At 69.8% G+C, this 21,568-nt stretch carries 21 protein-coding genes; 9 read left to right on the top strand and 12 right to left on the bottom strand.

The window, feature by feature from the left end:
• Nucleotides 1-20 precede the first annotated feature (20 nt).
• Nucleotides 21-1,508, bottom strand: coding sequence for a MocR-like transcription factor YczR (yczR, locus tag ACZ573_RS32935; protein WP_471311442.1), 1,488 nt, complete (start codon nt 1,506-1,508; stop codon nt 21-23).
• Between the two features lie 88 nt (nt 1,509-1,596).
• On the opposite strand from yczR, the gene ACZ573_RS32930 reads away from it, so the two are divergent.
• From ACZ573_RS32930 to ACZ573_RS32915, 4 genes are all read left to right on the top strand, one after another.
• A complete protein-coding gene (locus tag ACZ573_RS32930; protein ID WP_471311440.1) occupies nt 1,597-1,779 on the top strand; it encodes a hypothetical protein in 183 nt (60 codons plus the stop codon).
• Entirely contained in the window at nt 1,746-2,357 is a 612-nt protein-coding gene (locus ACZ573_RS32925; protein WP_471311437.1) for a nucleotidyltransferase family protein, read from the top strand. The genes ACZ573_RS32930 and ACZ573_RS32925 overlap by 34 nt, the downstream gene beginning before the upstream one ends.
• A 252-nt stretch (nt 2,358-2,609) precedes the next feature.
• Nucleotides 2,610-4,229: a malate synthase A gene (gene aceB, locus ACZ573_RS32920; protein WP_471311435.1), complete on the top strand. Its 1,620-nt coding sequence runs from the start codon at nt 2,610-2,612 to the stop codon at nt 4,227-4,229.
• Nucleotides 4,230-4,551: 322 nt separating this feature from the next.
• Nucleotides 4,552-5,694 (top strand): GDSL-type esterase/lipase family protein, encoded by a 1,143-nt coding sequence (locus tag ACZ573_RS32915; RefSeq protein ID WP_471311604.1) that lies wholly within the window; start codon nt 4,552-4,554, stop codon nt 5,692-5,694.
• A 374-nt stretch (nt 5,695-6,068) separates the two neighbouring features.
• Here the strand turns inward: ACZ573_RS32915 and ACZ573_RS32910 are convergent, their stop codons facing one another.
• Complete coding sequence (locus tag ACZ573_RS32910; RefSeq protein WP_471311433.1) at nt 6,069-6,458, bottom strand: VOC family protein; 390 nt, start codon at nt 6,456-6,458, stop codon at nt 6,069-6,071.
• A gap of 130 nt (nt 6,459-6,588) precedes the next feature.
• On the opposite strand from ACZ573_RS32910, the gene ACZ573_RS32905 reads away from it, so the two are divergent.
• The gene (locus ACZ573_RS32905; protein WP_471311430.1) at nt 6,589-7,560 is read left to right on the top strand and encodes an MTH938/NDUFAF3 family protein; all 972 of its coding nucleotides are present in this window, start codon (nt 6,589-6,591) and stop codon (nt 7,558-7,560) included.
• A 115-nt stretch (nt 7,561-7,675) separates the two neighbouring features.
• Here ACZ573_RS32905 and ACZ573_RS32900 read toward each other — a convergent pair whose 3' ends face one another.
• The 7 genes from ACZ573_RS32900 to ACZ573_RS32870 all read right to left on the bottom strand — a co-directional run bounded on the left by ACZ573_RS32900 (nt 7,676) and on the right by ACZ573_RS32870 (nt 13,692).
• Nucleotides 7,676-9,073 (bottom strand): nucleobase:cation symporter-2 family protein, encoded by a 1,398-nt coding sequence (locus tag ACZ573_RS32900; protein ID WP_471311601.1) that lies wholly within the window; start codon nt 9,071-9,073, stop codon nt 7,676-7,678.
• Nucleotides 9,074-9,452: 379 nt separating this feature from the next.
• Nucleotides 9,453-10,856, bottom strand: coding sequence for an 8-oxoguanine deaminase (locus ACZ573_RS32895; RefSeq protein ID WP_471311428.1), 1,404 nt, complete (start codon nt 10,854-10,856; stop codon nt 9,453-9,455).
• A gap of 190 nt (nt 10,857-11,046) precedes the next feature.
• Entirely contained in the window at nt 11,047-11,970 is a 924-nt protein-coding gene (pucL, locus tag ACZ573_RS32890) for a factor-independent urate hydroxylase (RefSeq protein WP_301365107.1), read from the bottom strand.
• A 1-nt stretch (nt 11,971) separates the two neighbouring features.
• Nucleotides 11,972-12,361 (bottom strand): hydroxyisourate hydrolase, encoded by a 390-nt coding sequence (gene uraH, locus ACZ573_RS32885; RefSeq protein ID WP_471311424.1) that lies wholly within the window; start codon nt 12,359-12,361, stop codon nt 11,972-11,974.
• 2 nt (nt 12,362-12,363) lie between these two features.
• Nucleotides 12,364-12,891 (bottom strand): 2-oxo-4-hydroxy-4-carboxy-5-ureidoimidazoline decarboxylase, encoded by a 528-nt coding sequence (gene uraD, locus ACZ573_RS32880; protein WP_471311421.1) that lies wholly within the window; start codon nt 12,889-12,891, stop codon nt 12,364-12,366.
• 154 nt (nt 12,892-13,045) lie between these two features.
• Nucleotides 13,046-13,444 (bottom strand): helix-turn-helix domain-containing protein, encoded by a 399-nt coding sequence (locus ACZ573_RS32875; protein WP_373041526.1) that lies wholly within the window; start codon nt 13,442-13,444, stop codon nt 13,046-13,048.
• A complete protein-coding gene (locus tag ACZ573_RS32870; protein ID WP_150260218.1) occupies nt 13,441-13,692 on the bottom strand; it encodes a thiamine-binding protein in 252 nt (83 codons plus the stop codon). The genes ACZ573_RS32875 and ACZ573_RS32870 overlap by 4 nt, the downstream gene beginning before the upstream one ends.
• Nucleotides 13,693-13,817: 125 nt before the next feature.
• Here ACZ573_RS32870 and ACZ573_RS32865 point away from each other — a divergent pair, with 125 nt between their 5' ends.
• The 3 genes from ACZ573_RS32865 (at nt 13,818) to ACZ573_RS32855 (ending at nt 17,301) form a co-directional block, all read left to right on the top strand.
• Entirely contained in the window at nt 13,818-14,651 is an 834-nt protein-coding gene (locus ACZ573_RS32865) for a TIM barrel protein (RefSeq protein ID WP_471311416.1), read from the top strand.
• A gap of 75 nt (nt 14,652-14,726) precedes the next feature.
• On the top strand, nt 14,727-15,626 hold the full coding sequence (locus ACZ573_RS32860) for a 2-hydroxy-3-oxopropionate reductase (protein ID WP_471311414.1): 900 nt from the start codon (nt 14,727-14,729) through the stop codon (nt 15,624-15,626).
• Nucleotides 15,627-15,843: 217 nt separating this feature from the next.
• Nucleotides 15,844-17,301 carry a catalase gene (locus tag ACZ573_RS32855; protein WP_399746912.1) on the top strand — a complete coding sequence of 486 codons (1,458 nt, stop codon included), beginning with the start codon at nt 15,844-15,846 and terminating at the stop codon, nt 17,299-17,301.
• A 439-nt stretch (nt 17,302-17,740) separates the two neighbouring features.
• Here ACZ573_RS32855 and ACZ573_RS32850 read toward each other — a convergent pair whose 3' ends face one another.
• The 3 genes from ACZ573_RS32850 to gcl all read right to left on the bottom strand — a co-directional run bounded on the left by ACZ573_RS32850 (nt 17,741) and on the right by gcl (nt 20,409).
• The gene (locus ACZ573_RS32850) at nt 17,741-18,094 is read right to left on the bottom strand and encodes a hypothetical protein (protein WP_471311411.1); all 354 of its coding nucleotides are present in this window, start codon (nt 18,092-18,094) and stop codon (nt 17,741-17,743) included.
• A 73-nt stretch (nt 18,095-18,167) separates the two neighbouring features.
• Nucleotides 18,168-18,563, bottom strand: a complete 396-nt coding sequence (locus ACZ573_RS32845) for a hypothetical protein (protein ID WP_471311408.1) — start codon at nt 18,561-18,563, stop codon at nt 18,168-18,170.
• A 58-nt stretch (nt 18,564-18,621) separates the two neighbouring features.
• The gene (gcl, locus tag ACZ573_RS32840) at nt 18,622-20,409 is read right to left on the bottom strand and encodes a glyoxylate carboligase (RefSeq protein WP_471311407.1); all 1,788 of its coding nucleotides are present in this window, start codon (nt 20,407-20,409) and stop codon (nt 18,622-18,624) included.
• 268 nt (nt 20,410-20,677) lie between these two features.
• Between gcl and ACZ573_RS32835 the strand changes: the two genes are divergently transcribed.
• Complete coding sequence (locus ACZ573_RS32835) at nt 20,678-21,502, top strand: hypothetical protein (protein WP_471311405.1); 825 nt, start codon at nt 20,678-20,680, stop codon at nt 21,500-21,502.
• Nucleotides 21,503-21,568: the final 66 nt, after the last annotated feature.

The following is a 21,568-nucleotide window of genomic DNA, read 5'->3' as shown; positions in this document are numbered from 1 at the left end:
CAAGATCCGAAAGAGCCGGCCTAGGCCACCCAGTGCGGCCGTTCCACCGCCGACGGCAGCGGGACCCCGTCGTGGAAGGCGCTCGCGAGGCGGCGGACGCCTTCGTCGAGGCGGTCGGCGGGGAGCGTGTACGGGATCCGGAGCCGGTGCTCGAAGGTGCCCGGGTCCACCCCGAAGCGCGCGCCGCGGCCGATGTGCACCCCGGCCGCGGCGGCCCGCTCGGCCAGGGCGGAGCTGACCGGCTCGCCCAGGTCGACCCAGAGCGAGAGTCCGCCCGGCGGGACCTGCCAGGACCATTCCGGGGTGTGCCGCTGGAGCGCCTGCACCAGGGCCTCGCGCCGGATCCGCAACTGCGCCAGCCGTGCGGGCAGTTCGCGTTCCATACCGTCCAGCAGCGGGAGCGCGACCAGCTGGTCGAGCACCGAGCCGGTCATGTCGGCGGAGACGCGTACGGCCGTCAGCTCGGTGATCATCTTCGCGGTGGCCCGGATCCACCCCACGCGCAGCCCGCCCCAGTGCGTCTTGCTCAGCGAGCCGATGGTGATCACGTGGTCCGCGCCCCCGCGCGGGGCGAGGGAGGCCAGCGGCGCGGGCGCGGGCACGTCCAGTGCGATGTCGGCGATCGTCTCGTCGACGACCAGCCAGGTCCCGGTGGCACGGGTCGCCGCGAGCAGCCGCAGCCGCTGCTCCGGCGGCATCAGCGCGCCCGTCGGGTTGTGGAAGTCGGGGATCACGTACGCCAGCCTGGGCACGGTCTGGCGCAGCGTGGACTCGGCTATCTCCAGGTCCCATCCCGCGTCGGAGACGGCGATGGATCCGGTGCGCAGCCGCGCGTGGCGCAGGGCGTCGAGGGCGTTGGCGTAGGTCGGGTTCTCGGTGACGACCCGGTCCCCGGGCCCGCAGAGCAGGCTGACGACCAGAGAGAAGGCCTGCTGGGCCCCGGCCGTGACCAGGATCTGCTCGGGGCGCGTGGGGAGCCCGCGCCGGGTGAACCGGTCGGCGACGGCGCTGCGCAGGTCGGGCAGGCCGAACGGGTGGTAGCCGGGGCCGCGGGCGAGCTGGGGCAGCCGGGGCGCCGCCCGGGCGAAGGCGTCGGCGAGGCTGCCCTCCGGTGCGCCCATGGCGGCGATGGCGAGGTCGACACCGGGATCGCCGTCGGCGCTGTAGCCGCCGGCGCCGAGGAGGGCGTGGGCTCCGACCGGGCGGTGGCCTTCGGGGAGCTCGGTCCAGGTGCCGGAGCCGCGCCGGCTGCGGACGTAGCCGCTCTCGCGCAGCAGGTCGTAGGCGCCGGTGACGGTGGCCCGGCTGGCACCGACCGCCTCGGCGAGTTCGCGTTCGGCGGGCAGCCGGACGTGCAGGGCGATGCGTCCGTCGAGGATCAGCGTGCGGACGGCGTCGGCGAGCGCCCGGTAGCCGGGGCGGGCCAGGACGCCGGCGGGCAGCAGGGCCGCGAGCTGACGGCTGCCGATGGTTCTGTCCGCTGTCCGGACCACTCGCCCGATTGCCATGCCAACCTCCCCTGATTGGCTCTGACGGCCAGGCCAATCGAGGACCAGACTCGCCGTATTGGCCCTCGATTGGCAAGGAGATCCCGAGATGCTGACCGACCGTGACGAACGTGCCCTGCTGGCCGCCGCCGAGAACCGGATCGCCCGTCCGCTGCGGATCGGGGCCGCACTGGCCTCCGTACGGCGCGCGCTGGCACGGCGGTCGCACGCGCGCACGCAGCAGCGAGAATCGGTGGCATGTCATCCCACGCGCACTCCGATCCACCCCTGATCGCGGGACTGCTGCTGGCCGCCGGTGGCGGCCGGCGGCTCGGCGGACGCCCCAAGGCCCTGCTCCCCTACCGTGGCCGCCCGCTGGTCGAGAACGCCGTACGGGTCCTGCGCGAGGCGGGCTGCGGCCCGGTGCACGTGGTGCTCGGCGCCTCGGCGGCCGAGGTCCGCGAGCGCGCGGACCTGGCGGGCTGCGCGGTCGTGGACAACCCGGACTGGGCGCAGGGGATGGGCTCCTCGCTGCGGGTCGGCCTCACCTCGCTCACAGGTACGGGCGCCCGCGCGGCCCTGGTCTCGCTGGTGGACCAGCCGGGCATCGGCCCGGCGGCGGTGGCCCGGGTGCTGGCGGCGTACCGCTCCCCCACGAGCCTGGTGGCGGCGGCGTACGGCGGGGAGCGCGGCCACCCGGTGCTGTTCGGCGCGGACCGCTGGGCCGACATCGCCGCGACGGCGACCGGCGACAAGGGCGCGCGGGTGCATCTTGCGCGACATGCCGAAGAGCTCATGCTGGTGGAGTGCTCGGACATCGCGGAGGCCTTCGACATCGACACGCCGCCCGACCTGGCACGACTCGCCTGAGCACGGTGTGACGGCGATGGCACTGAGGGCCACCGGGAAGCGGAATCTGTCGACTCAGAGAATCTCGACATCAACAAACCATTGAACTTCCACCATGAGGAAATTACTATCCACTGGTCAGAAGCGCCCTGAACCCCCAGACGGCGCCCGCGACCGTATTCCGGAACTCTCCACACCCGACGGCACTGCGTGCCGTCTCGCGCGAGCATTCCCCCGCGGCCGCCAGGCACCGCCGCTGAAGGAGTGACAGATATGTCCGCACCAGCGCCGTCCCCGCTGGCCATCGTCGACGCCGAGCCCCTGCCCCGGCAGGACGAAGTCCTCACCGAAGCGGCCCTCGCCTTCGTGGCCGAGCTCCACCGGCGGTTCGCCCCCCGCCGCGCCGAGCTCCTCGCCCGCCGCGCCGAGCGCCGTGCCGAGATCGCCCGGACCTCCACCCTCGACTTCCTCCCGGACACCGCACAGGTCCGCGAGGGCGACTGGAAGGTGGCGCCGGCCCCGGCCGCGCTGAACGACCGTCGTGTGGAGATCACCGGTCCGACGGACCGCAAGATGACCATCAACGCCCTGAACTCGGGCGCCAAGGTCTGGCTCGCCGACTTCGAGGACGCCTCTGCTCCCACCTGGGAGAACGTCGTCCTCGGCCAGCTCAACCTCATCGACGCCTACGAGCGTCGCATCGACTTCACCGACCCGCGCACCGGCAAGGCGTACGCGCTGAAGCCCGCCGACCAGCTCGCCACCGTCGTGATGCGGCCGCGCGGCTGGCACCTGGAGGAGCGTCACCTGCGCTTCGAGGGCGGCCCGGCGGCCGGCTCGCTCGTGGACTTCGGCCTGTACTTCTTCCACAACGCCAAGCGCCTGATCGACCTCGGCAAGGGCCCGTACTTCTACCTGCCGAAGACGGAGTCGCACCTGGAGGCCCGCCTCTGGAACGAGATCTTCGTCTTCGCCCAGGACTACGTCGGCATCCCCCAGGGCACCGTCCGCGCGACCGTCCTCATCGAGACGATCACCGCCGCGTACGAGATGGAGGAGATCCTCTACGAGCTGCGCGACCACGCGGCCGGACTGAACGCGGGCCGCTGGGACTACCTCTTCTCCATCGTCAAGAACTTCCGTGACGGCGGCGAGAAGTTCGTCCTGCCGGACCGCAACGCGGTGACGATGACCGCCCCGTTCATGCGGGCGTACACCGAACTGCTGGTCCGCACCTGCCACAAGCGCGGCGCGCACGCCATCGGCGGCATGGCGGCCTTCATCCCGTCCCGCAAGGACGCCGAGGTCAACAAGGTCGCCTTCGAGAAGGTCAAGGCCGACAAGGACCGCGAGGCGGGCGACGGCTTCGACGGCTCCTGGGTCGCCCACCCCGACCTGGTCCCGATCGCGATGGCCTCCTTCGACGCGGTGCTCGGCGAGAAGCCGAACCAGAAGGACCGGCTGCGCGAGGACGTCTCGGTGGCCCCGGGCGAGCTCATCGCGATCGACTCCCTGGACGCGCGGCCCACGTACGAGGGCCTGCGCAACGCGGTCCAGGTCGGCATCCGCTACATCGAGGCGTGGCTGCGCGGCCTCGGCGCCGTCGGCATCTTCGGCCTGATGGAGGACGCGGCCACCGCCGAGATCTCGCGCTCGCAGATCTGGCAGTGGATCAACGCGGGCGTCGTGTTCGAGAACGGCGAGACGGCCACGGCCGAACTGACCCGCAAGATCGCGGCCGAGGAACTGACCGCCATCCGCGCCGAGGTCGGCGAGGAGGCCTTCACGTCCGGCAAGTGGAAGCAGGCTCACGACCTCCTCCTCCAGGTCGCGCTGGACGCGGACTACGCGGACTTCCTGACCCTCCCCGCCTACGACCAGCTGGTCGGCTGATACCCGGATTCGGCTGAAACGCACAGCGGCCGAAGCCTGCCGGCTCCGCCCCCGTCGCCTCACGGCACGGGGGCGGAGCCGTTTGCGTTCCACAACAGGAAGAACCAACTCCCGAACGATCGGTCGGTCGTTACCCGTTCGTAACCTGACTGTACCTAGCGGTAACAAGTGGCCCCGTGTCACCTTTCCGATGCCACCGGCCGGCGGTACCCCCACTTCCCAGCCACGCGACACAGTCGTCGCCGACTTCGGCGTGGCCGAACGCAGGAGTTCCGCAGTGATCGGATTCCGCAACGTCAACAAGGACCGGGACCGCAGTCGGATGCGACGGCTGGCCGGGGCCGGAATGGCCGTACCGCTCGCCGCCGCACTGCTGGCCGGCGGAGCGGGAACCTCCGCCGCCAGCCCGGGAACGGGACCCACCGCCGTGGTGTCCATGGGCGACAGCTACATCTCCGGCGAGGCCGGGCGCTGGAAGGGCAACAGCCTGACCGACAGCGGCAGCCGGAACGGGACCGACCGGGGCTGGGTCAGCGGCAGCACCTACGACCCCGCCAAGGTCTACGGGACCACCGCCGGCGGATGCCACCGCTCCGACTCCGCCGAGGTGCGCAGCGCCGGGGCGATCGCCGACGTCGCCGTGAACCTCGCCTGTTCCGGGGCGGTTTCGGACAACGTGTTCCGCGCCTCCAACGGCGGCCTCTCCTACAAGGGCGAGGCCCCGCAGGCCGATCAGCTCGCCGCGGTGGCCGCGAGCCACAACGTCAAGGTCATCGCCCTGTCCATCGGCGGGAACGACCTCGGCTTCGCCGACATCATCAAGGACTGCGCGCTCGACTTCGTCATCTGGAACTCGTACTGCTACGACGACCAGCAGTACGGCGTCGACCAGAAGATCGACGCGGTCATGGGCAAGGTCGGCAAGTCCGTGGACGAGATCCGGGCCGTGATGCGCGCGGCCGGGTACGACGACTCCTCGTACCGGATCGTGCTGCAGTCCTACCCGTCGCCGATCCCACGCGGCGCGGAGAACCGGTACACGCAGAGCGACTGGAGCCGGCTCAACACCGGCGGCTGTCCCTTCTGGAACCGGGACTCCGACTGGGCGCGGGACTCGCTCGTGCCGCAGATAGCGAACCGGATCAAGGGCGTCGCGGCGGCCAAGGGCGTGCAGTTCCTGGACCTGCGGGACATGATGCAGGGCCGCGAGGTGTGTGCGAAGGCGAGCAAGCAGGTGAGCTCCACCGTGCCGGCCTCGGCGAAGACGAGCGAGTGGGCGCGCTGGATCGACAACAACGAGTCGCAGGGGCTGATCCAGGAGTCCATGCACCCGAACCACTTCGGCCAGCTGGCCGCGGGGCGCTGCCTGGCCCTGGTGGTGGCCCAGCCCGCGAGCTCCGGCTTCAGCTGCAAGAACACCGCGGGCGGGGACCAGACGGGCATGTTCCTGACCCCGGCCTCCTGAGGGGTCCCGGCGTCGGGGCTGCACCGGGCGACAGGGCCCGGTGCAGCCGCGTGGGGCCCGTTCGGGTCAGTGGGACTGCGCGAACGGCCCTTCGGCGCGAGTACTGGGGGGGGTGACGGACCGGGCGACGGACCGCGGGCCCGACGCGGCGCGGCGTGTCCGGAGGGAGCGTGATCGGCGTGGCCCGGAACCGCCGCCTGATCCTGAGCACGCCGTCCGAGGTCTGGCGCCTGCTCAGCGTGATCGGCGGGGCCCGGAACCGCCGCCTGATCCTGAGCACGCCGTCCGAGGTCTGGCGCCTGCTGTCCGACGGCCACCGCTACGGCGAGTGGGGCTCGCCCGGATCGCGGTACGCGAGCACGCCGGCGCGCAGGTCACCGGTCGGGGGCGGTGAGCACCGACAGGATGTTGCCCGCCGGGTCCTTGAACCAGGCGATCGTGGGCATGCCGTCCTCGCCGTGCACGATGCCCTTGGCGTCCGCCTCGAAGCCCTCGTAGCGCTCGAACGCGACTCCGCGTGCGGTGAGCTCGTCCACGGCACGTTCGACGTCGTCCACGGGGAAGTTCAGGATCGTGTAGGCCGCGGGCCGGTGGTCTTCCTTCGGGTAGACCATGACCGCGGTGCCGCCCGCGAGGTCGAGGCGGAGCAGACCCATCTCCTGATCCTCGGAGATGCTCAGGCCGAGGGTCGTGCCGTAGAACTCCTTGGCCTTCTCCAGGTCGTCGACCGCGAATCCGCTGAATGCCCTGCTGTTTTCGAACATGGCTGTTCCTTCGGTCCGGGGAGCCCCGCTTCCCATGGTCCCTCCGGGACGGCCGGGCGGCGATTCCGGGCGCCGGCGCCCTGCGGAAATCGGGGTGATCGGCGCGAGGGGGGCTGGCATGCTCGGGCGCATGGCAGCCCGTGACACACGTCCCAACCTCTACATCTCCGTCGACATCGAGGCCGACGGACCCATTCCCGGACCCTATTCGATGATCAGCTTCGGGGCCTCGGTCGCCGGCCGCCAGGACGGCGCTTCGTATACGGCAGCCGATCCGGAACAGCTCACCTTCTACCGGGAGTTGCGGCCCATCAGCGAGGAGTTCGTGCCCGAGGCGCTGGCCGTCAGCGGGCTGGACCGCGAGCGACTGCTGCGGGAGGGCGCCGATCCGGCGGTGGCCATGGCCGAATTCCGCGCCTGGGTGCGGGAGGTCTCCGCGGGGGCGCAGCCGGTGATGTGCGGCTACCCGGCCTCCTTCGACTGGACCTTCCTGTACTGGTACCTGATCCGGTTCGGCGGGGACAGTCCCTTCGGCCACTCCGGCTGCCTGGACATGAAGACCCTCTACGCCGCGAAGGCGCGGGTGCCGCTGCGGGCCGCGGTGAAGGGCCGGATGCCGCGCGAGCTGCTGTCGCGGCGCCGCCACACGCACCACGCCCTGGACGACGCCATCGAACAGGCCGAGCTGATGAGCAACCTGATGCTGTGGACCCCTCCCCCGGTGCCCGCCCCGGCCGCCGGCCGGTCCCCGCGCATCACTCACCTCTCGTGGGGCCGGATCGAGGCCGAAGGGCTCGCCCCCGGCAAGGACTTCAAGCTCCACCCGGGCGGTGGCCGTCCCTGGGACTGGTCCGAGCACGGTACGCGGCACGATCCCGGCATCCACCCCGAGGAGGTGCGCGAGCTCCTCGACGCCGGGGTGACGGCGGTCGTGCTGAGCCAGGGCATGGAGGGGCGCCTCGGGGTCGTGCCGGAGACGCTGGAGGTGCTCCGGGCGGCCGGGGTCGAGGTGCGCGTGGCGCGGACGGCCGAGGCCGTGGAGATCTACAACCGGCTGGCGCGGGACGGACGGGTCGGCGGCCTCTTCCACTCGACCTGCTGAGCCCGGCACGGCGACGGGCCCGGACACGGACACGGACACGGCGGCGCGCACGCCACACCCGCAGTGGGTGGCGTACGCGCCGCCGCTGTGCGCGCCCGGTGGCGGGGGCCGGGTGTCAGTGCACCGGTACCGGGTCCGGCGCGGCCCCCGAGGCCGCGCCCTTCCTGGCACCGAGGTGGTTGAAGGCCAGGTTCAGCAGGATGGCCACCACGCACCCGGTGCTGATGCCGGAGTCGAGGACGACCAGCAGGTCCTTCGGGAAGGCGTGGTAGAACTCCGGCGCGGCGATCGGAATCAGGCCGATGCCCACGGAGGCGGCGACGATCAGGGCGTTCTCGCCCTTCTCCATGGCCGCTCCGGCCAGGGTCTGGATGCCGCTGGCCGCGACCGAGCCGAAGAGGACGATGCCGGCGCCGCCGAGGACCGGCAGCGGGACCACGCCGATGACGGAGGCCGCCATCGGGCACAGGCCGAGCAGGATGAGGATCCCGCCGCCCGCGGCGACGACGAAGCGGCTGCGCACCTTGGTCATGGCGACCAGCCCGATGTTCTGGGCGAAGGCGCTGCACATGAACCCGTTGAACAGCGGGCTGATCGCACTGCCGAGGGTGTCGGCGCGCAGGCCGCCCTCGATGGTCTTCGCGTCCGCCGGACGGCCGACGATCTTGCCCAGCGCCAGGATGTCGGCGGTGGACTCGGTCATGCAGACCAGCATGACGATGCACATCGAGATGATGGCCGCGACCTGGAACTGCGGGGCGCCGAAGTGGAAGGGGGTCGGGAAGCCGACCACCGAGGCGTTCTTGACCGCGTCGAAACTGGTCATGCCGAGCGGGAGGGCGATGAGGGTGCCGGCGACCAGGCCGAGGAGGATGGATATCTGCTGGAGGAAGCCGCGCAGGAACTTGCGCATCAGCAGGACGATCACCAGGGTGACGGCGGCCATGCCGATGTTCCGCAGGGAGCCGTAGTCGGTGGCGGTGCGGTTCCCGCCCTGTGACCAGTTGAAGGCGACGGGCAGGAGCGAGATGCCGATGAGGGTGATGACCGTACCCGTCACGACCGGCGGGAAGAAGCGGACGAGCTTGCCGAAGTAGGGGGCGGCGAAGAAGCCGACGGCCCCGGCGACGATGATCGCGCCGAAGATGATGGGAAGGGCGTTCTCCCCCTCTCCCTTGCCGATCGCGATCATCGGCGTCACACCGGCGAAGGAAACGCCGTTGACGAAGGGGAGTTTGGCGCCGATCTTCCAGAACCCGAGGGTCTGGAGGAGGGTGGCGAGGCCTGCGGTGAAGAGCGAGGCGCCCATCAGGAAGGCGGTCTCGGTGGCGGAGAGCCCCACGGCCGGGCCGACGATCATGGGCGGGGCCACGACACCCGCGTACATGGCGGCCACGTGCTGCAGGCCGCTCGTGAACATTTTCAGCGGAGGCAGGGTCTCATCGACCGGATGCTTCCCCTCCGGTACTGCGACTGCATCTGCATCTTTGCGAAACCTGGGCGCCTGGGCCACGGCTTCCTCCGTTCGGTTGAACACGCCGGCGGGGCATGGTGTCTTGGAGGTGGTGCGAAAGCGGTGCGAGTCGAGCCTGTATGCGGTTGTGGGTGGTGCGAATACTTGTCCCAAGGGGTGCGGAAACGAGTCGCCCGATCATCGGTTCCGCGCTGCGGTCCAGCTCAGGGCCCCGGCCCGAGCGGGCCGGACCGGTTCGTGAGCTGGAGGTGCCGCGGCAGGGGCGCGTCCTGCGCGCCGCGGGGCTGGTCGTACGAGTCACCGCCCCGGGGCGCCTTCGGATTCCCTCAGGCGCTACCCGGGAACGGCTGCCCACGGACCCCGCTCGGGTCCGCGGCTGCCGGCCGGGGGCCGTCCCCCCCGGCCGGACTCCGTGGGATCAGGCCTGCGCGGAGATCCGCGCGAGGCGCTGGGCCTCTTCCCGCGTGGACACCGCGATGGCGTCCTCGTCGGCGAAGAGGAGACGGTTGTTCTCGACGATCTGCTTGCCATTGACGAACGACGCGGTGACAGGGGCCGCCGCACCGAAGACCAGCGCGGTGACCGGGTCGGCGATCGAGGAGTGCAGGAAGGTGCTGAGGTTCCAGAGCACCAGGTCGGCGCACTTGCCGGCCTCCAGCGAACCGATGTTGTCGGCACGGCCGAGGACCTGGGCGCCACCGTAGGTACCGAGGCGCAGGGCTTGGCGCGCGTTCAGGGCGCGCTCGCGGTGGACCGGGTTCAGGCGGTTGATCAGCAGCGCGTTGCGCAGCTCGGTGTGCAGCTCACCGGACTCGTTGGAGGCGGTGCCGTCCACGCCGAGGCCGACCGGGACACCGGCGGCGAGCATGTCCGGGACGCGGGCGATGCCGGCGGCCAGACGGGCGTTGGAGGACGGGCAGTGCGCGACACCGGTCTTGGTACGGGCGAACGCGGCGATGTCGGAGTCGTTCATGTGGACGCTGTGCGCCATCCACACGTCCTCGCCGAGCCAGCCGGTCGACTCGAAGTAGTCGGTCGGGCCCATGCCGAAGAGCTCGTGGCAGAACTTCTCCTCCTCGACGGTCTCGCTGCCGTGCGTGTGCATGCGCACACCGAGGCGGCGGGCCAGCTCGGCGCCCTGCTTCAGCAGCTCGGTGGAGACCGAGAAGGGGGAGCACGGAGCGACGGCGACCTGGGTCATCGAGTCGAAGGAGGCGTCGTGGAACTTCTTGACGGTCGCCTCGGTGTCGGCGAGCGCGCCTTCGAGGGTCTCGACGGCGTGGTCCGGCGGCAGGCCGCCGTCCTTCTCGCTGCGGTCCATCGAGCCGCGGGCGAGGGTGAAGCGGACACCCATCTCGGACGCGGCGCGGATGATCGAGCCGGACAGGTCGCCGGAGCCCTTGGGGAAGACGTAGTGGTGGTCCATCGCGGTGGTCACACCGCCCTTGGCCATCGCGGCGAGGGAGCCCTGCGCGGCCGTGTACGTCATCTGCTCGTCGATGCGCGCCCACGTCGGGTACAGCGCGACCAGCCAGTTGAAGAGGTTGTGGTCGGTGGCCAGACCACGCGTGATCCACTGGTAGAAGTGGTGGTGGGTGTTGACCAGACCGGGGGTCACGAGGTGCCCGGTGCCGTCGATGCGGCGGACCACGTTGTCGAGGTTCTCGGGGGCCTTGCCCGCTCCGATGGACTCGATCCGGTTGCCGGCGATGACGATGTGACCCGAGGCGTACTCGGTGTCGTTCGCGTCGACGGTCGCGATCGCACAGTTCTCGATGACGATGCGCAGGGCGGCGCTGTCATGGGCTGCCGATGCTGCCATGGGACTTCCTCGTGCTTTCAGTGGCGGTGCGGGCACGGCAAGGCCCAGGAGATTTGAGTGCCGGAGCCGGGGGCCTTGACAGCTGACAGTACTGCCGCCCCGTGTGATACGTCCGGGTGCCGATTCAGGAAGCTTGGGGGTGTCGCGCGGTCCCGGGGCCACTGCGGAGCCCCGGGACGCGCGTGCCGCGTCAGAGGTTGGTCATGTCCACGGGGATACGGGCGTCGACGCCGTCCCGGAGAACGGTGGCCTCGATCAGACCGTACGGACGGTCCGCGGCGAAGTACACCTCGTTGTCGTTCTTGAGGCCGAAGGGCTCCAGGTCGACGAGGAAGTGGTGCTTGTTCGGGAGCGAGAAGCGGACCTCGTCGATCTCCGAACGGTGGTTGATGATGCGCGAACCCATCTGGTAGAGGGTCTGCTGCAGCGACAGGGAGTAGGTCTCCGCGAAGGCCTGCAGCATGTGCTTGCGGACCTCGGCGTAGGACTTCTCCCAGTTGGGCATCCGCTGCTCGTCGTCCGACCAGTTGAAGCGCCAGCGAGCCGACACCTGGGTGGCCAGGATGCGGTCGTAGGCCTCCTTCAGCGTCGTGTACTTGTCCTTCACGTAACCCCAGAACTCGGAGTTCGTGGAGTTCATGACGACGAGGTCCTTGAGGCCGGAGATGACCTCCCAGTTCGTACCGTCGTACGTGATCTGGGTGACGCGGGTCTCCATGCCCTGGCGGACGAAGGAGTGGTTCACCTCGTCGGAGCCGATGAACTTGGAGTTGGCGTCCGAGGTGGCGATCCGGTCCCAGGCGTACTCCTCGATCCGGATGCGCGCGCGCTTGATCGGCTCCTGGCTGGTGACGAACCAGCGCGCCAGGTGGATGCCGAACTGCTCGGCGGACTCGATGCCGTACTCCTTGGCGAACGCGTACACCGTGTTCTTGGTGGTGTCCGTCGGAAGGCAGTTGGCGTTCGAGCCGGAGTAGTGGACGTCGTCCATGTCGCCGGAGAGGGCGACCGAGACGTTCAGGTCCTTGATGTGGTGCGTGTCGCCGTCCCGCGTGATCTTGACGACGCGGTTCTCTGCTTTGCCGTACTGGTTCTGGCCCAGAATCGTGGCCATGCTAGCTCCCTCGGTAAACGGAGTAGCCGAACGGGTTGAGCAGCAGCGGTACGTGGTAATGCTCGCCCGGGTTCACCGCAAAGGTGATGGTGACCTCGGGGAAGAACGCACCGCTGTCCCTTACGCGGGGGGCGTCCTGCTGCGCCTCGGCTTGCTTCTTCTCGAAGTACGTCTCGGTCTCGAAGTCGAGACGCACGTGTGTGGTGCCCTCCGGCAGCGCCGGCAGGTCCTTGCAGCGCCCGTCCGCATCGGTGGCGGAGCCGCCCAGGGCCGCCCACTCACCGTGGAGACCCGTACGGGCCGACAAGGAGATGGCGACGCCCTCGGCGGGCTTGCCGATGCTGGTGTCCAGGATGTGCGTGGACACCGACGCAGTGGTCTCGATGCTCATGGTCACGCTCCTTCTGCTTCTGCTTCTGCAAGTTCGACGAGACGGGTGAGGCGGATCTTGTTGATCTTGACGAGCTCGCCGCGGGCGATCTCCCGCTCCTGCTCCGGCGAGTTGTCGATCCGGACCTTGACCGCGTCACGCATGAACTCACCGGTCGCACCGGTGGCGCAGATGAGGAAGACGTGGCCGAACTTGTCCTGGTAGGCCAGGTTCAGTTCGAGGAGCTCCTTCTTGAGCTCCTCCGAGGCACCGGCCATGCCACGCTGCTCGCGGGCGGAGGTCGGGTCTCCCGGCTTCGGCCGGCCGATCGGCGCGTGGCCTCCCATCGCTTCGCCCAGGTCGTCCGCGGTGAGCTCCGCCATGGCGGCTTCGTTCGCGGCGAACAGGGACTCTGCGGTGGCGAAGGGGCGCTGGGCGAGCATCTTGCTCCCCCACGCCGAGCTGGCGCACACCTCGTGCAGCTCGGCCGTGGCCGCGCTGTCGTCCAAGGCGTTGAACCGGGTGAGACCCGGGGTCGGACTCGAAGTCACGGTAGGCCTCCGTGGCCTGTTGTTGCTTTGACGGGCTGCGCATAGCTAACGCCCTCGACAACACGGCGTCAACACTTTGTTGAAACTTCCCGTACACAAAAGCCGCCGCCCGGGTGAATTGGGCGGCGGCTCATCACCATGAGTCAGCCTGCGTTCACTCCTGGCTGCTCTTGCCGGTCCCCTTCGGGGCGCTCGAATCCCGGTTCAGGTAGTTGTAGACGGTGAAGCGGCTGACGCCCAGGGCGCCCGCGACCGTTTCCACGCCGTGCCGCACGGAGAAGGCGCCCCGCGCCTCCAGTATCCGCACGACGTCCTGCTTGGACTTCCGGTCGAGCTGGGCCAACGGTACGCCGTACCGGCGCTCCAGGGCCGCCAGGATGTGATCCAGCGAGTCCGAGAGCTGGGGCAGTCGCACGGCCAGCAGGTCCTGACCCTCCCAGGCGAGCACGACGTCGTCGGGCTGCGCCAGGGCGGGATCCATCAGCTCGCCGCCCATGGCGTCCACCAGCGGCTTGACCGCGGTCACGAAGGGATGGTCGCGGGGCTCGGTCATGACACCTCCTCCCCGATCACATTGACCTGGAGCGAGACACGCGTGGCGCCGGCCTCCAGGGAGTCGCGCAGCAGCGCCCCCACCGCGGCCAGCACCCGGTCGGCCTCGCCCTCCGCGGTGTTGCCGAACGGACCGACGTCCACCGCGTCCAGCTGGGCCTTCTGGATGACCTCGCGGGCCGCCACGGCATGGGCAGGAGCCTCTTCCAGATCGAAGGGCTCGGTCGTGAACTCCACTCTCAATCGCACGCCGTCAAGCTACCCCGCGGTCATGATTTTTCGGCAGTCCGCACTTGACATCCACGCGGAACCCCATGCAGTCTTCCATCAAGCAGAAAATAACTTCCGCAATACGGAAGGAGCGCACACCCCTCATGGGATACACGGACCAGCGCTTCGATGTGAACCTGTCGATCCTCTTCACGGAACTCCCGCTTCTGGAGCGTCCCGCGGCTGCTGCCGCGGCGGGCTTCACGGCGGTCGAGCTGTGGTGGCCCTGGATCGAGACCCCCACCCCCGCACAGGAGGAGCTCGACGCCCTCAAGAAGGCTCTCGAGGACGCCGGCACCCAGCTGGTGGGACTGAACTTCTACGCCGGCCGGCTGCCGGGCCCGGACCGCGGTGCGGTCTCGGTGCCCGGTGAGGAGTCGGAGCGCTTCAACGCCAACATCAACGTGGCCGCGGACTTCGCGGCCTCGGTCGGCTGCAAGGCGCTGAACGCCCTCTACGGCAACCGCGTCGAAGGCGTGGAGCCGGCCGTTCAGGACGAGCTCGCCCTGAAGAACCTGGTCGTGGCGGCCCAGGCCGCGGACCGCGTCGGCGCGATCCTCCTGATCGAGACCCTCAACAAGCCCGAGTCGCCGCTCTACCCCCTGGTGAGCGCACCGGCCGGCATCGAGGTCGTGGACAAGGTGAACGAGGCCACCGGCCTCGGCAACGCCAAGTTCCTGCTCGACCTGTACCACCTGGCGATGAACGATGAGGACCTCGGCGAGGTCATCGAAAAGTACGCCGCCAAGACCGGGCACGTCCAGATCGCGGACAAGCCCGGACGCGGTGCCCCCGGCACCGGCGAGCTGCCCCTGGAGGAGCTGCTCGACCAGCTGAAGAAGGCCGGTTACGAGGGCTACGTAGGCCTGGAGTACAAGGCCGCCGACGCTGCCGCTTCCTTCGCATGGCTGCCGGCCGAGGCCCGCGCCGCGAAGTAGGCGGACAAAGTCCGGGCGATCAGCCAGGCACCTCACGCACTTTTCGTACAAAGCATGTAGAGAAGGACCCTCATCATGAGCAACCCCACCGCGCTCCCGTCGATCGCCTGGATCGGGCTCGGCATCATGGGCTCCCCCATGGCCGAGAACCTCCTGAAGGCCGGCTACCCGGTCACCGGCTTCACCCTGGAGCAGGACAAGCTGGACCGCCTGGCCGCCGCCGGCGGCACCGCGGCCGGCTCGATCGCCGAGGCCGTCAAGGACGCCGACGTCATCATCACGATGGTGCCCGCCTCCCCGCAGGTCGAGGCCATCTCCTACGGTGAGAACGGCATCCTGGAGAACGCGAAGTCCGGCGCACTGATCATCGACATGTCGTCGATCACCCCGCAGACCTCGATCGACCTCGCGTCGAACGCCGCCGCCAAGGGCATCCGCGTCATCGACGCCCCGGTGTCCGGCGGCGAGGCCGGCGCCATCGAGGCCGTCCTGTCGATCATGGTGGGTGGCGAGCAGGCCGACTTCGACGAGGCCCTGCCGATCCTCGAGGCCCTCGGCAAGGTCATCGTCCTGTGCGGTCCGCACGGCTCCGGCCAGACGGTGAAGGCCGCCAACCAGCTCATCGTCGCGGTGAACATCCAGGCGTGCGCCGAGGCCGTCGTCTTCCTCGAGAAGTCGGGCGTGAACCTCCAGGCCGCCCTGGACGTCCTCAACGGCGGTCTGGCCGGCTCCACGGTCCTGACCCGTAAGAAGGACAACTTCCTGAACCGCGACTTCAAGCCCGGTTTCCGGATCGACCTGCACCACAAGGACATGGGCATCGTCACCGACGCCGCCCGCAACGTCGGTGCGGCCCTCCCGGTCGGCGCGGTCGTCGCCCAGCTGGTCGCCTCGCTGCGCGCCCAGGGTGACGGCGGCCTGGACCACTCCGCCCTGCTCCGTGCCGTCGAGCGCCTCTCCGGCGCTCAGATCTGAGCACTTCCCCTCTCGCTCTCGCGGGGGACCTGAGTTTCCGGATGGCGCCGGCGCTGACACCTGTCCTGTCGCGCCCAAGCGCCGGCGCCGTCCGGATTACCACTCACCCTTCAACTTCGTTCAACAAACTGTTGACGTTTAGTTCGTGCCGAAATTAGGCTGTTCCGCATGACGGAAGACGCTTTCCGTCAGCAGTTACCCCGTACGGAAGGTCACCATGTCGAAGCGCACGCTGACGACCGAGTCCGGCGCCCCGGTCGCCGACAATCAGAACTCCGCCACCGCCGGCGTCGGTGGCCCGCTCCTGGTCCAGGACCAGCAGCTCCTCGAGAAGCTCGCCCGCTTCAACCGTGAGCGCATTCCGGAGCGCGTGGTGCACGCCCGCGGCTCGGCCGCGTACGGCTACTTCGAGGTGACCGACGACGTCACCGCGTACACCAGCGCCGCGTTCCTGAACACGGTCGGCAAGAAGACCGAGACCTTCCTGCGCTTCTCCACCGTCGCCGACTCGCTCGGCGGCGCGGACGCGGTCCGCGACCCGCGCGGCTTCGCGCTCAAGTTCTACACCGAAGAGGGTAACTACGACCTCGTCGGCAACAACACCCCGGTGTTCTTCATCAAGGACCCGATCAAGTTCCCCGACTTCATCCACTCCCAGAAGCGCGACCCCTTCACGGGCAAGCAGGAGCCGGACAACGTCTGGGACTTCTGGGCGCACGCCCCCGAGGCGACGCACCAGATCACCTGGCTCATGGGTGACCGCGGTATCCCGGCGTCGTACCGTCACATGAACGGCTACGGCTCCCACACGTACCAGTGGACGAACGAGCAGGGCGAGGCCTTCTTCGTCAAGTACCACTTCAAGACGAACCAGGGCATCCGCTGCCTGTCGGGCGAGCAGGCCGCCGAGCTCGTCGGCAAGGACGCCAACTCGCACCAGACCGACCTGCTGCAGGCCATCGAGCGCGGTGTGAACCCCTCGTGGACCCTGTACGTGCAGATCATGCCGGCCGCCGAGGCCGCGGACTACCGCTTCAACCCGTTCGACCTCACCAAGGTGTGGCCGCACAGCGACTACCCGCTGCAGCGCGTGGGCCGTCTGGTCCTCGACCGCAACCCGGACAACGTCTTCGCCGAGGTCGAGCAGTCCGCCTTCTCCCCGAACAACTTCGTCCCGGGCATCACCGCCTCGCCGGACAAGATGCTCCAGGGCCGCCTCTTCGCCTACGCCGACGCCCAGCGCTACCGCCTCGGTGTGAACCACACCCTGCTGCCGGTCAACGCCCCGAAGGCGACGAAGGCCGACAACTACGGCCGCGACGGCGTCATGGCGCTGCGCAACGGCTCGCGCCACGACAAGAACTACGAGCCCAACTCGTACCAGGGTCCGGCCGAGACCGGTCTGGCGCTGGGCGCCCCGAAGGCCGTCTCCGGCTACACGGGCACCCACGAGGCCCCGGCCCACACCAAGGACGACGACTTCTTCCAGGCCGGTGAGCTCTACCGCCTGATGTCGGAGGCCGAGAAGCAGCGTCTGGTGGCGAACATCGCCGGCGGTCTGTCCCAGGTCACCCTGGAAGACGTCATCGAGAAGAACCTGGCTCACTTCCACGCCGCCGACGCCGACTACGGCAAGCGCGTCGAGGAGGCCGTCCGCGCCCTGCGCGACGCCTGAGCCACCCAGTTGTACCGGGGGCCTGACGGGAGGTCAGGCCCCGGGTGCTCAGCCCGACCCGTGGACCCGGATGAGGGGTGGTACACGGTGAGGGCAGGACGAGGACCGTGGCGAGCGTGCGAGCCAGTGCGGTGGTAATGGGTTCCGAGGCCCGTCTCTTGACCTGAGGGAGACGACGCCGGAGTTCTCGTCGCCCGCCCGCCACGGTCCCAGCCGATCCTCTTCGTACAGGGGCTACGCACAGAGCCCCCCTGCACGCGGAGGTACCCGCCTCCCCACACACTCCGCCCGGCGGTGCGAACGTCCTGTCGCGCCAGCCTCGCACCGTCGGGCGGTAACAAACCAGAGCGCCGAGTCACGGACGGTCCCGTGACTCGGCGCTTTGCCGTGTCCGGGCAGAACCCCGCGTCAGGACCCCGCCCCGTGAACGGAACGCTCCTCAGTGGCCGTTGCGGAAGGTATCCTCGCCGGGTTCGGTGTCCAGCGCCGCGCGGTCGTACACCTGCATGCCGAGGAAGAACAGCCCTCCCAGGAGGAGCAGGCCGGCCACGACCACGACGGGGACCAGCGCCTCCCGCGGCGTCACGAGGACGAACAGCGCGAGCAGGGTCCAGACCGGCGCGCAGAGCGCGACCGGCAGTACCAGGCGTCCCAGGTCGAAGGCGCCCTCCTGGCGGCCCAGGCGGCCGCGCACGGCCAGGTAGAGGACGATCGTCGCGCCGTAGATGACGGCCGGAAGGATCGTCGACGCCGTGATCAGCTCCAGCAGTGCGGCGCCGGGCAGCGCCACCATCGGACGAACCCGAGTGCGAGGATCAGCAGGGTCGCCGGGACCGGCGTCTGCGTACGGGGGTTCACCCGCCGCATCACCCGGTGCGCGGGGAAGCGTGCGTCGCGTATACCAGCCGCGAGCAGGAGACCATCACCACGACCCCGGCGCCGAAGAACGCGAACGAGACCGCGAACACCTGGAAGGAGCCCAGCGCGCGCTTCAGCTCCTGCCGGCATCCCCCGCGCTCGACATCGGCCCCGGCGTCCGCCCTGGCATCGGCCCGGGCGGAGCCGTCGCCGTCCTGCCGGCCCGTCGACGCCTCCGCCACCCCGGCCACCTCACTCGCCGCCGTCTCCCCCGCGGCAGCGGCGGCGCACCGGTCGGTGTCCTCCGCCGGGCCGCCCCGCACGGGCCGCCGGCGGCCGACACACGTGACGAAGCCCCGAACGGACGCCGTCGTACGGGAGCCGTCGCGGCGGCGCCGGAACAAGGAGCGGCCCCCGTCCCTCCGGAGGGAGGGACGGGGGCCGCCGGGTGGTGCGGGGTGATCAGACCTGCAGGGCCTTGATCGCGGTCGGGGCGTGGCCCGCCTCGGTCGCGAGCTCTTCGAACTCGGTGACGTCGCTCATGTCGACCGTCTTGCTCATCGCGATGTTGGTGATGCGCTCCAGGATGGCCTCGACGACGACCGGGACCTGGAACTCCTGGGCCAGCTTCTTGGCCTCCTCGAAGGCCTCGCCCAGCTTGTCCGGGTCGGTGACGCGGATGGCCTTGACGCCCAGGCCCTCGGCGACCTTGACGTGGTCGACGCCGTAGACGCCCAGCTCGGGGGTGTTGATGTTCTCGAACTCGAGGTTGACCTCGAAGTTGATGCCCAGGCCACCCTGCGCCTGACGGATCAGACCCAGGTAGGCGTTGTTCACGAGGACGTGGACGTAGGGGACCTTGTGCTGGGCGGCGACCGCCAGCTCCTCGATCATGAACTGGAAGTCGTAGTCGCCGGAGAGCGCGACGATCGGGGTCTCCGGCTCCGCGGTGGCGGCACCGATGGCGGCCGGGATGGTCCAGCCGAGCGGGCCGGCCTGGCCGCAGTTGATCCAGTTGCGCGGGCGGTAGACGTGCAGGAACTGCGCCGCCGCGATCTGGGAGAGGCCGATGGTGGTGACGTAGCGGGTCTCGGGGCCGAACGCCTTGTTCATCTCCTCGTAGACGCGCTGCGGCTTCAGCGGGATGTTGTCGAAGTGCGTACGGCGCTGCAGGGTCGCCTTGCGGTCCTGCGCCGAGGCGGCCCAGGCGGAGAAGTCCGGCAGCTTGCCCTCGGCCTTGAGCTCCTTGGCGATCTCGATGAAGAGTTCCAGCGCGGCCTTGGCGTCGGAGGCTATGCCGAAGTCCGGGGCGAAGATCTTGCCGAGCTGCGTGGGCTCGATGTCGACGTGGACGAACTTGCGGCCCTTGGTGTAGGCGTCCAGGTTGTAACCGGTGTGACGGTTGGCCCAGCGGTTGCCGATGCCGAAGACGAAGTCCGACTCCAGGAACGTCGCGTTGCCGTAGCGGTGTGCGGTCTGCACACCGACCATGCCGGCGGCCAGCTCGTGGTCGTCCGGGATGGTGCCCCAGCCCATCAGGGTGGAGATGACGGGGACGCCCGTCAGCTCGGCGAACTCGACCAGCAGGTCGGACGCGTCGGCGTTGATGATGCCGCCGCCGGCGACGATCAGCGGGCGCTCGGACTCCAGGAGGAACTGCAGGGCCTTGGCGGCCTGGGCGCGGGTGGCCTGCGGCTTGTAGACCGGCAGCGGCGCGTAGGTGGCCGGGTCGAACTCGATCTCGGTCAGCTGGACGTCGATCGGGAGGTCGATCAGGACCGGGCCCGGACGGCCGGAGCGCATCAGGTGGAAGGCCTCCTGGAACACGCCGGGGACCTGAGCGGCCTCCAGGACGGTCGTGGCCTTCTTGGTGACCGGCTTGGCGATCGAGGCGATGTCGACGGCCTGGAAGTCCTCCTTGTGGAGCTTCGAGACCGGGGCCTGACCGGTGATGCAGAGGATCGGGATCGAGTCCGCGATCGCCGAGTACAAGCCGGTGATCATGTCGGTGCCGGCCGGGCCCGAAGTACCGATGCAGACACCGATGTTGCCCGCCTTGGCCCGCGTGTAGCCCTCGGCCATGTGCGAAGCGCCCTCGACGTGGCGGGCGAGGGTGTGCGCGATGCCGCCCACGTTCTTGAGCTCGCGGTAGAAGGGGTTGATCGCAGCACCGGGGACACCGAACGCTTGTTCGACACCCTCGAGCTTGAGGATCTCCACTGCAGCGGCGGCGGCTGTCATACGAGGCATCGAGTTCTCCTGCGGGTCTGGCGGTCAGACTTTTTCCGTAATCCGGAAGTTTTGTTCTGCTATACGGAACAAGCTAAGCGGCGACTCCTGCGACGTCAAGGCGGTAGGGGACCTCGGAAGCCACCAAAAGCCACATCTCGGTCGGCGACTTGTACAAATCACTGATCCACCGGCGGGAATCCCCCGGAAAAGGCGTGCGGCCTCCCCCCGGCGGTCGCCGGTGGTGGAGCATGGACCTACGCACAGCGACGGAGGGGGTCCAGGTCTCATGGCGGAAGCGGTACCGGTGCGCTGTCCGGCGTGCCTGCGCGAGAACGGCTACACGGCCCCGGTCTTCCCCTGTGCCTGCGGAAGTCCGGTCCATCCCCCGCTGGACCTGGCGGCGCCGCCGGTTCCGCTGACCCACCGGACCTGGTCGGACACCTGGGTGACGGTGCGCTGCACGACGTGCGGGCGGGAGAGCGAGTGGCCGCATCCCGAGCTGGGCTGCGGTTCGTGCGGGACGGTGGTGCTGATTCCGGTGCACCCGTTGGAGGGGACGGAGAGCCCGGCTGGTCCGGCGGGTGCGGCGGGTCCGGCAGGTCCGGCGGGCTCGCCCCAGGCGGCCGCCCGGCCCGATCGGGGCGCCGCGGGGCGCGGAGCCGCGGGCGGGCCCGCGGGCGGACACCCTGCGCACATCCCGCCACCGCCCGCCGCACCGGTGCCGCGGCCCGCGTTCCGGCCGGTGACCATCCGTACGGCCCGCGACGCGGTGGCCACGGCCGCGCTGTACCTGCGCTGGCTCGGTTTCCGGGACGTACGCCAGCCCGACGGGCGCCCGATCCCGGCGGCGACCGTGGACCTGCGGGCTCCGGGCCTGGTCGCCCAGGTGGACCCGACCACGGCGCCGGCCGGGCTGCGGGCGGTGGAGTGCGTCTGGCTGAACGGGCTCACGGCCTCCGCGACCAGCGTCTACTTCGCGCTCGCCGGATACACGGAGGAGGCCCGGGCCCGCGCGGACGAACTCGGGATACCGCTCTTCGTCATGGACCTGACGGGCATGCCACAGCCGGTCAACGACCCGGCGGACGCGCTGGTCGGCCCGGACGCGTAGGCCCGGACGCCTAGACTCCGGCGGGTGCCGGTGATGCCGGTGAGCCCGGCGTGATCGGCAAGCTAC

Source organism: Streptomyces sp. NPDC040545, from assembly GCF_055595065.1.
This window is presented reverse-complemented; position numbering and strand designations above follow the sequence as displayed.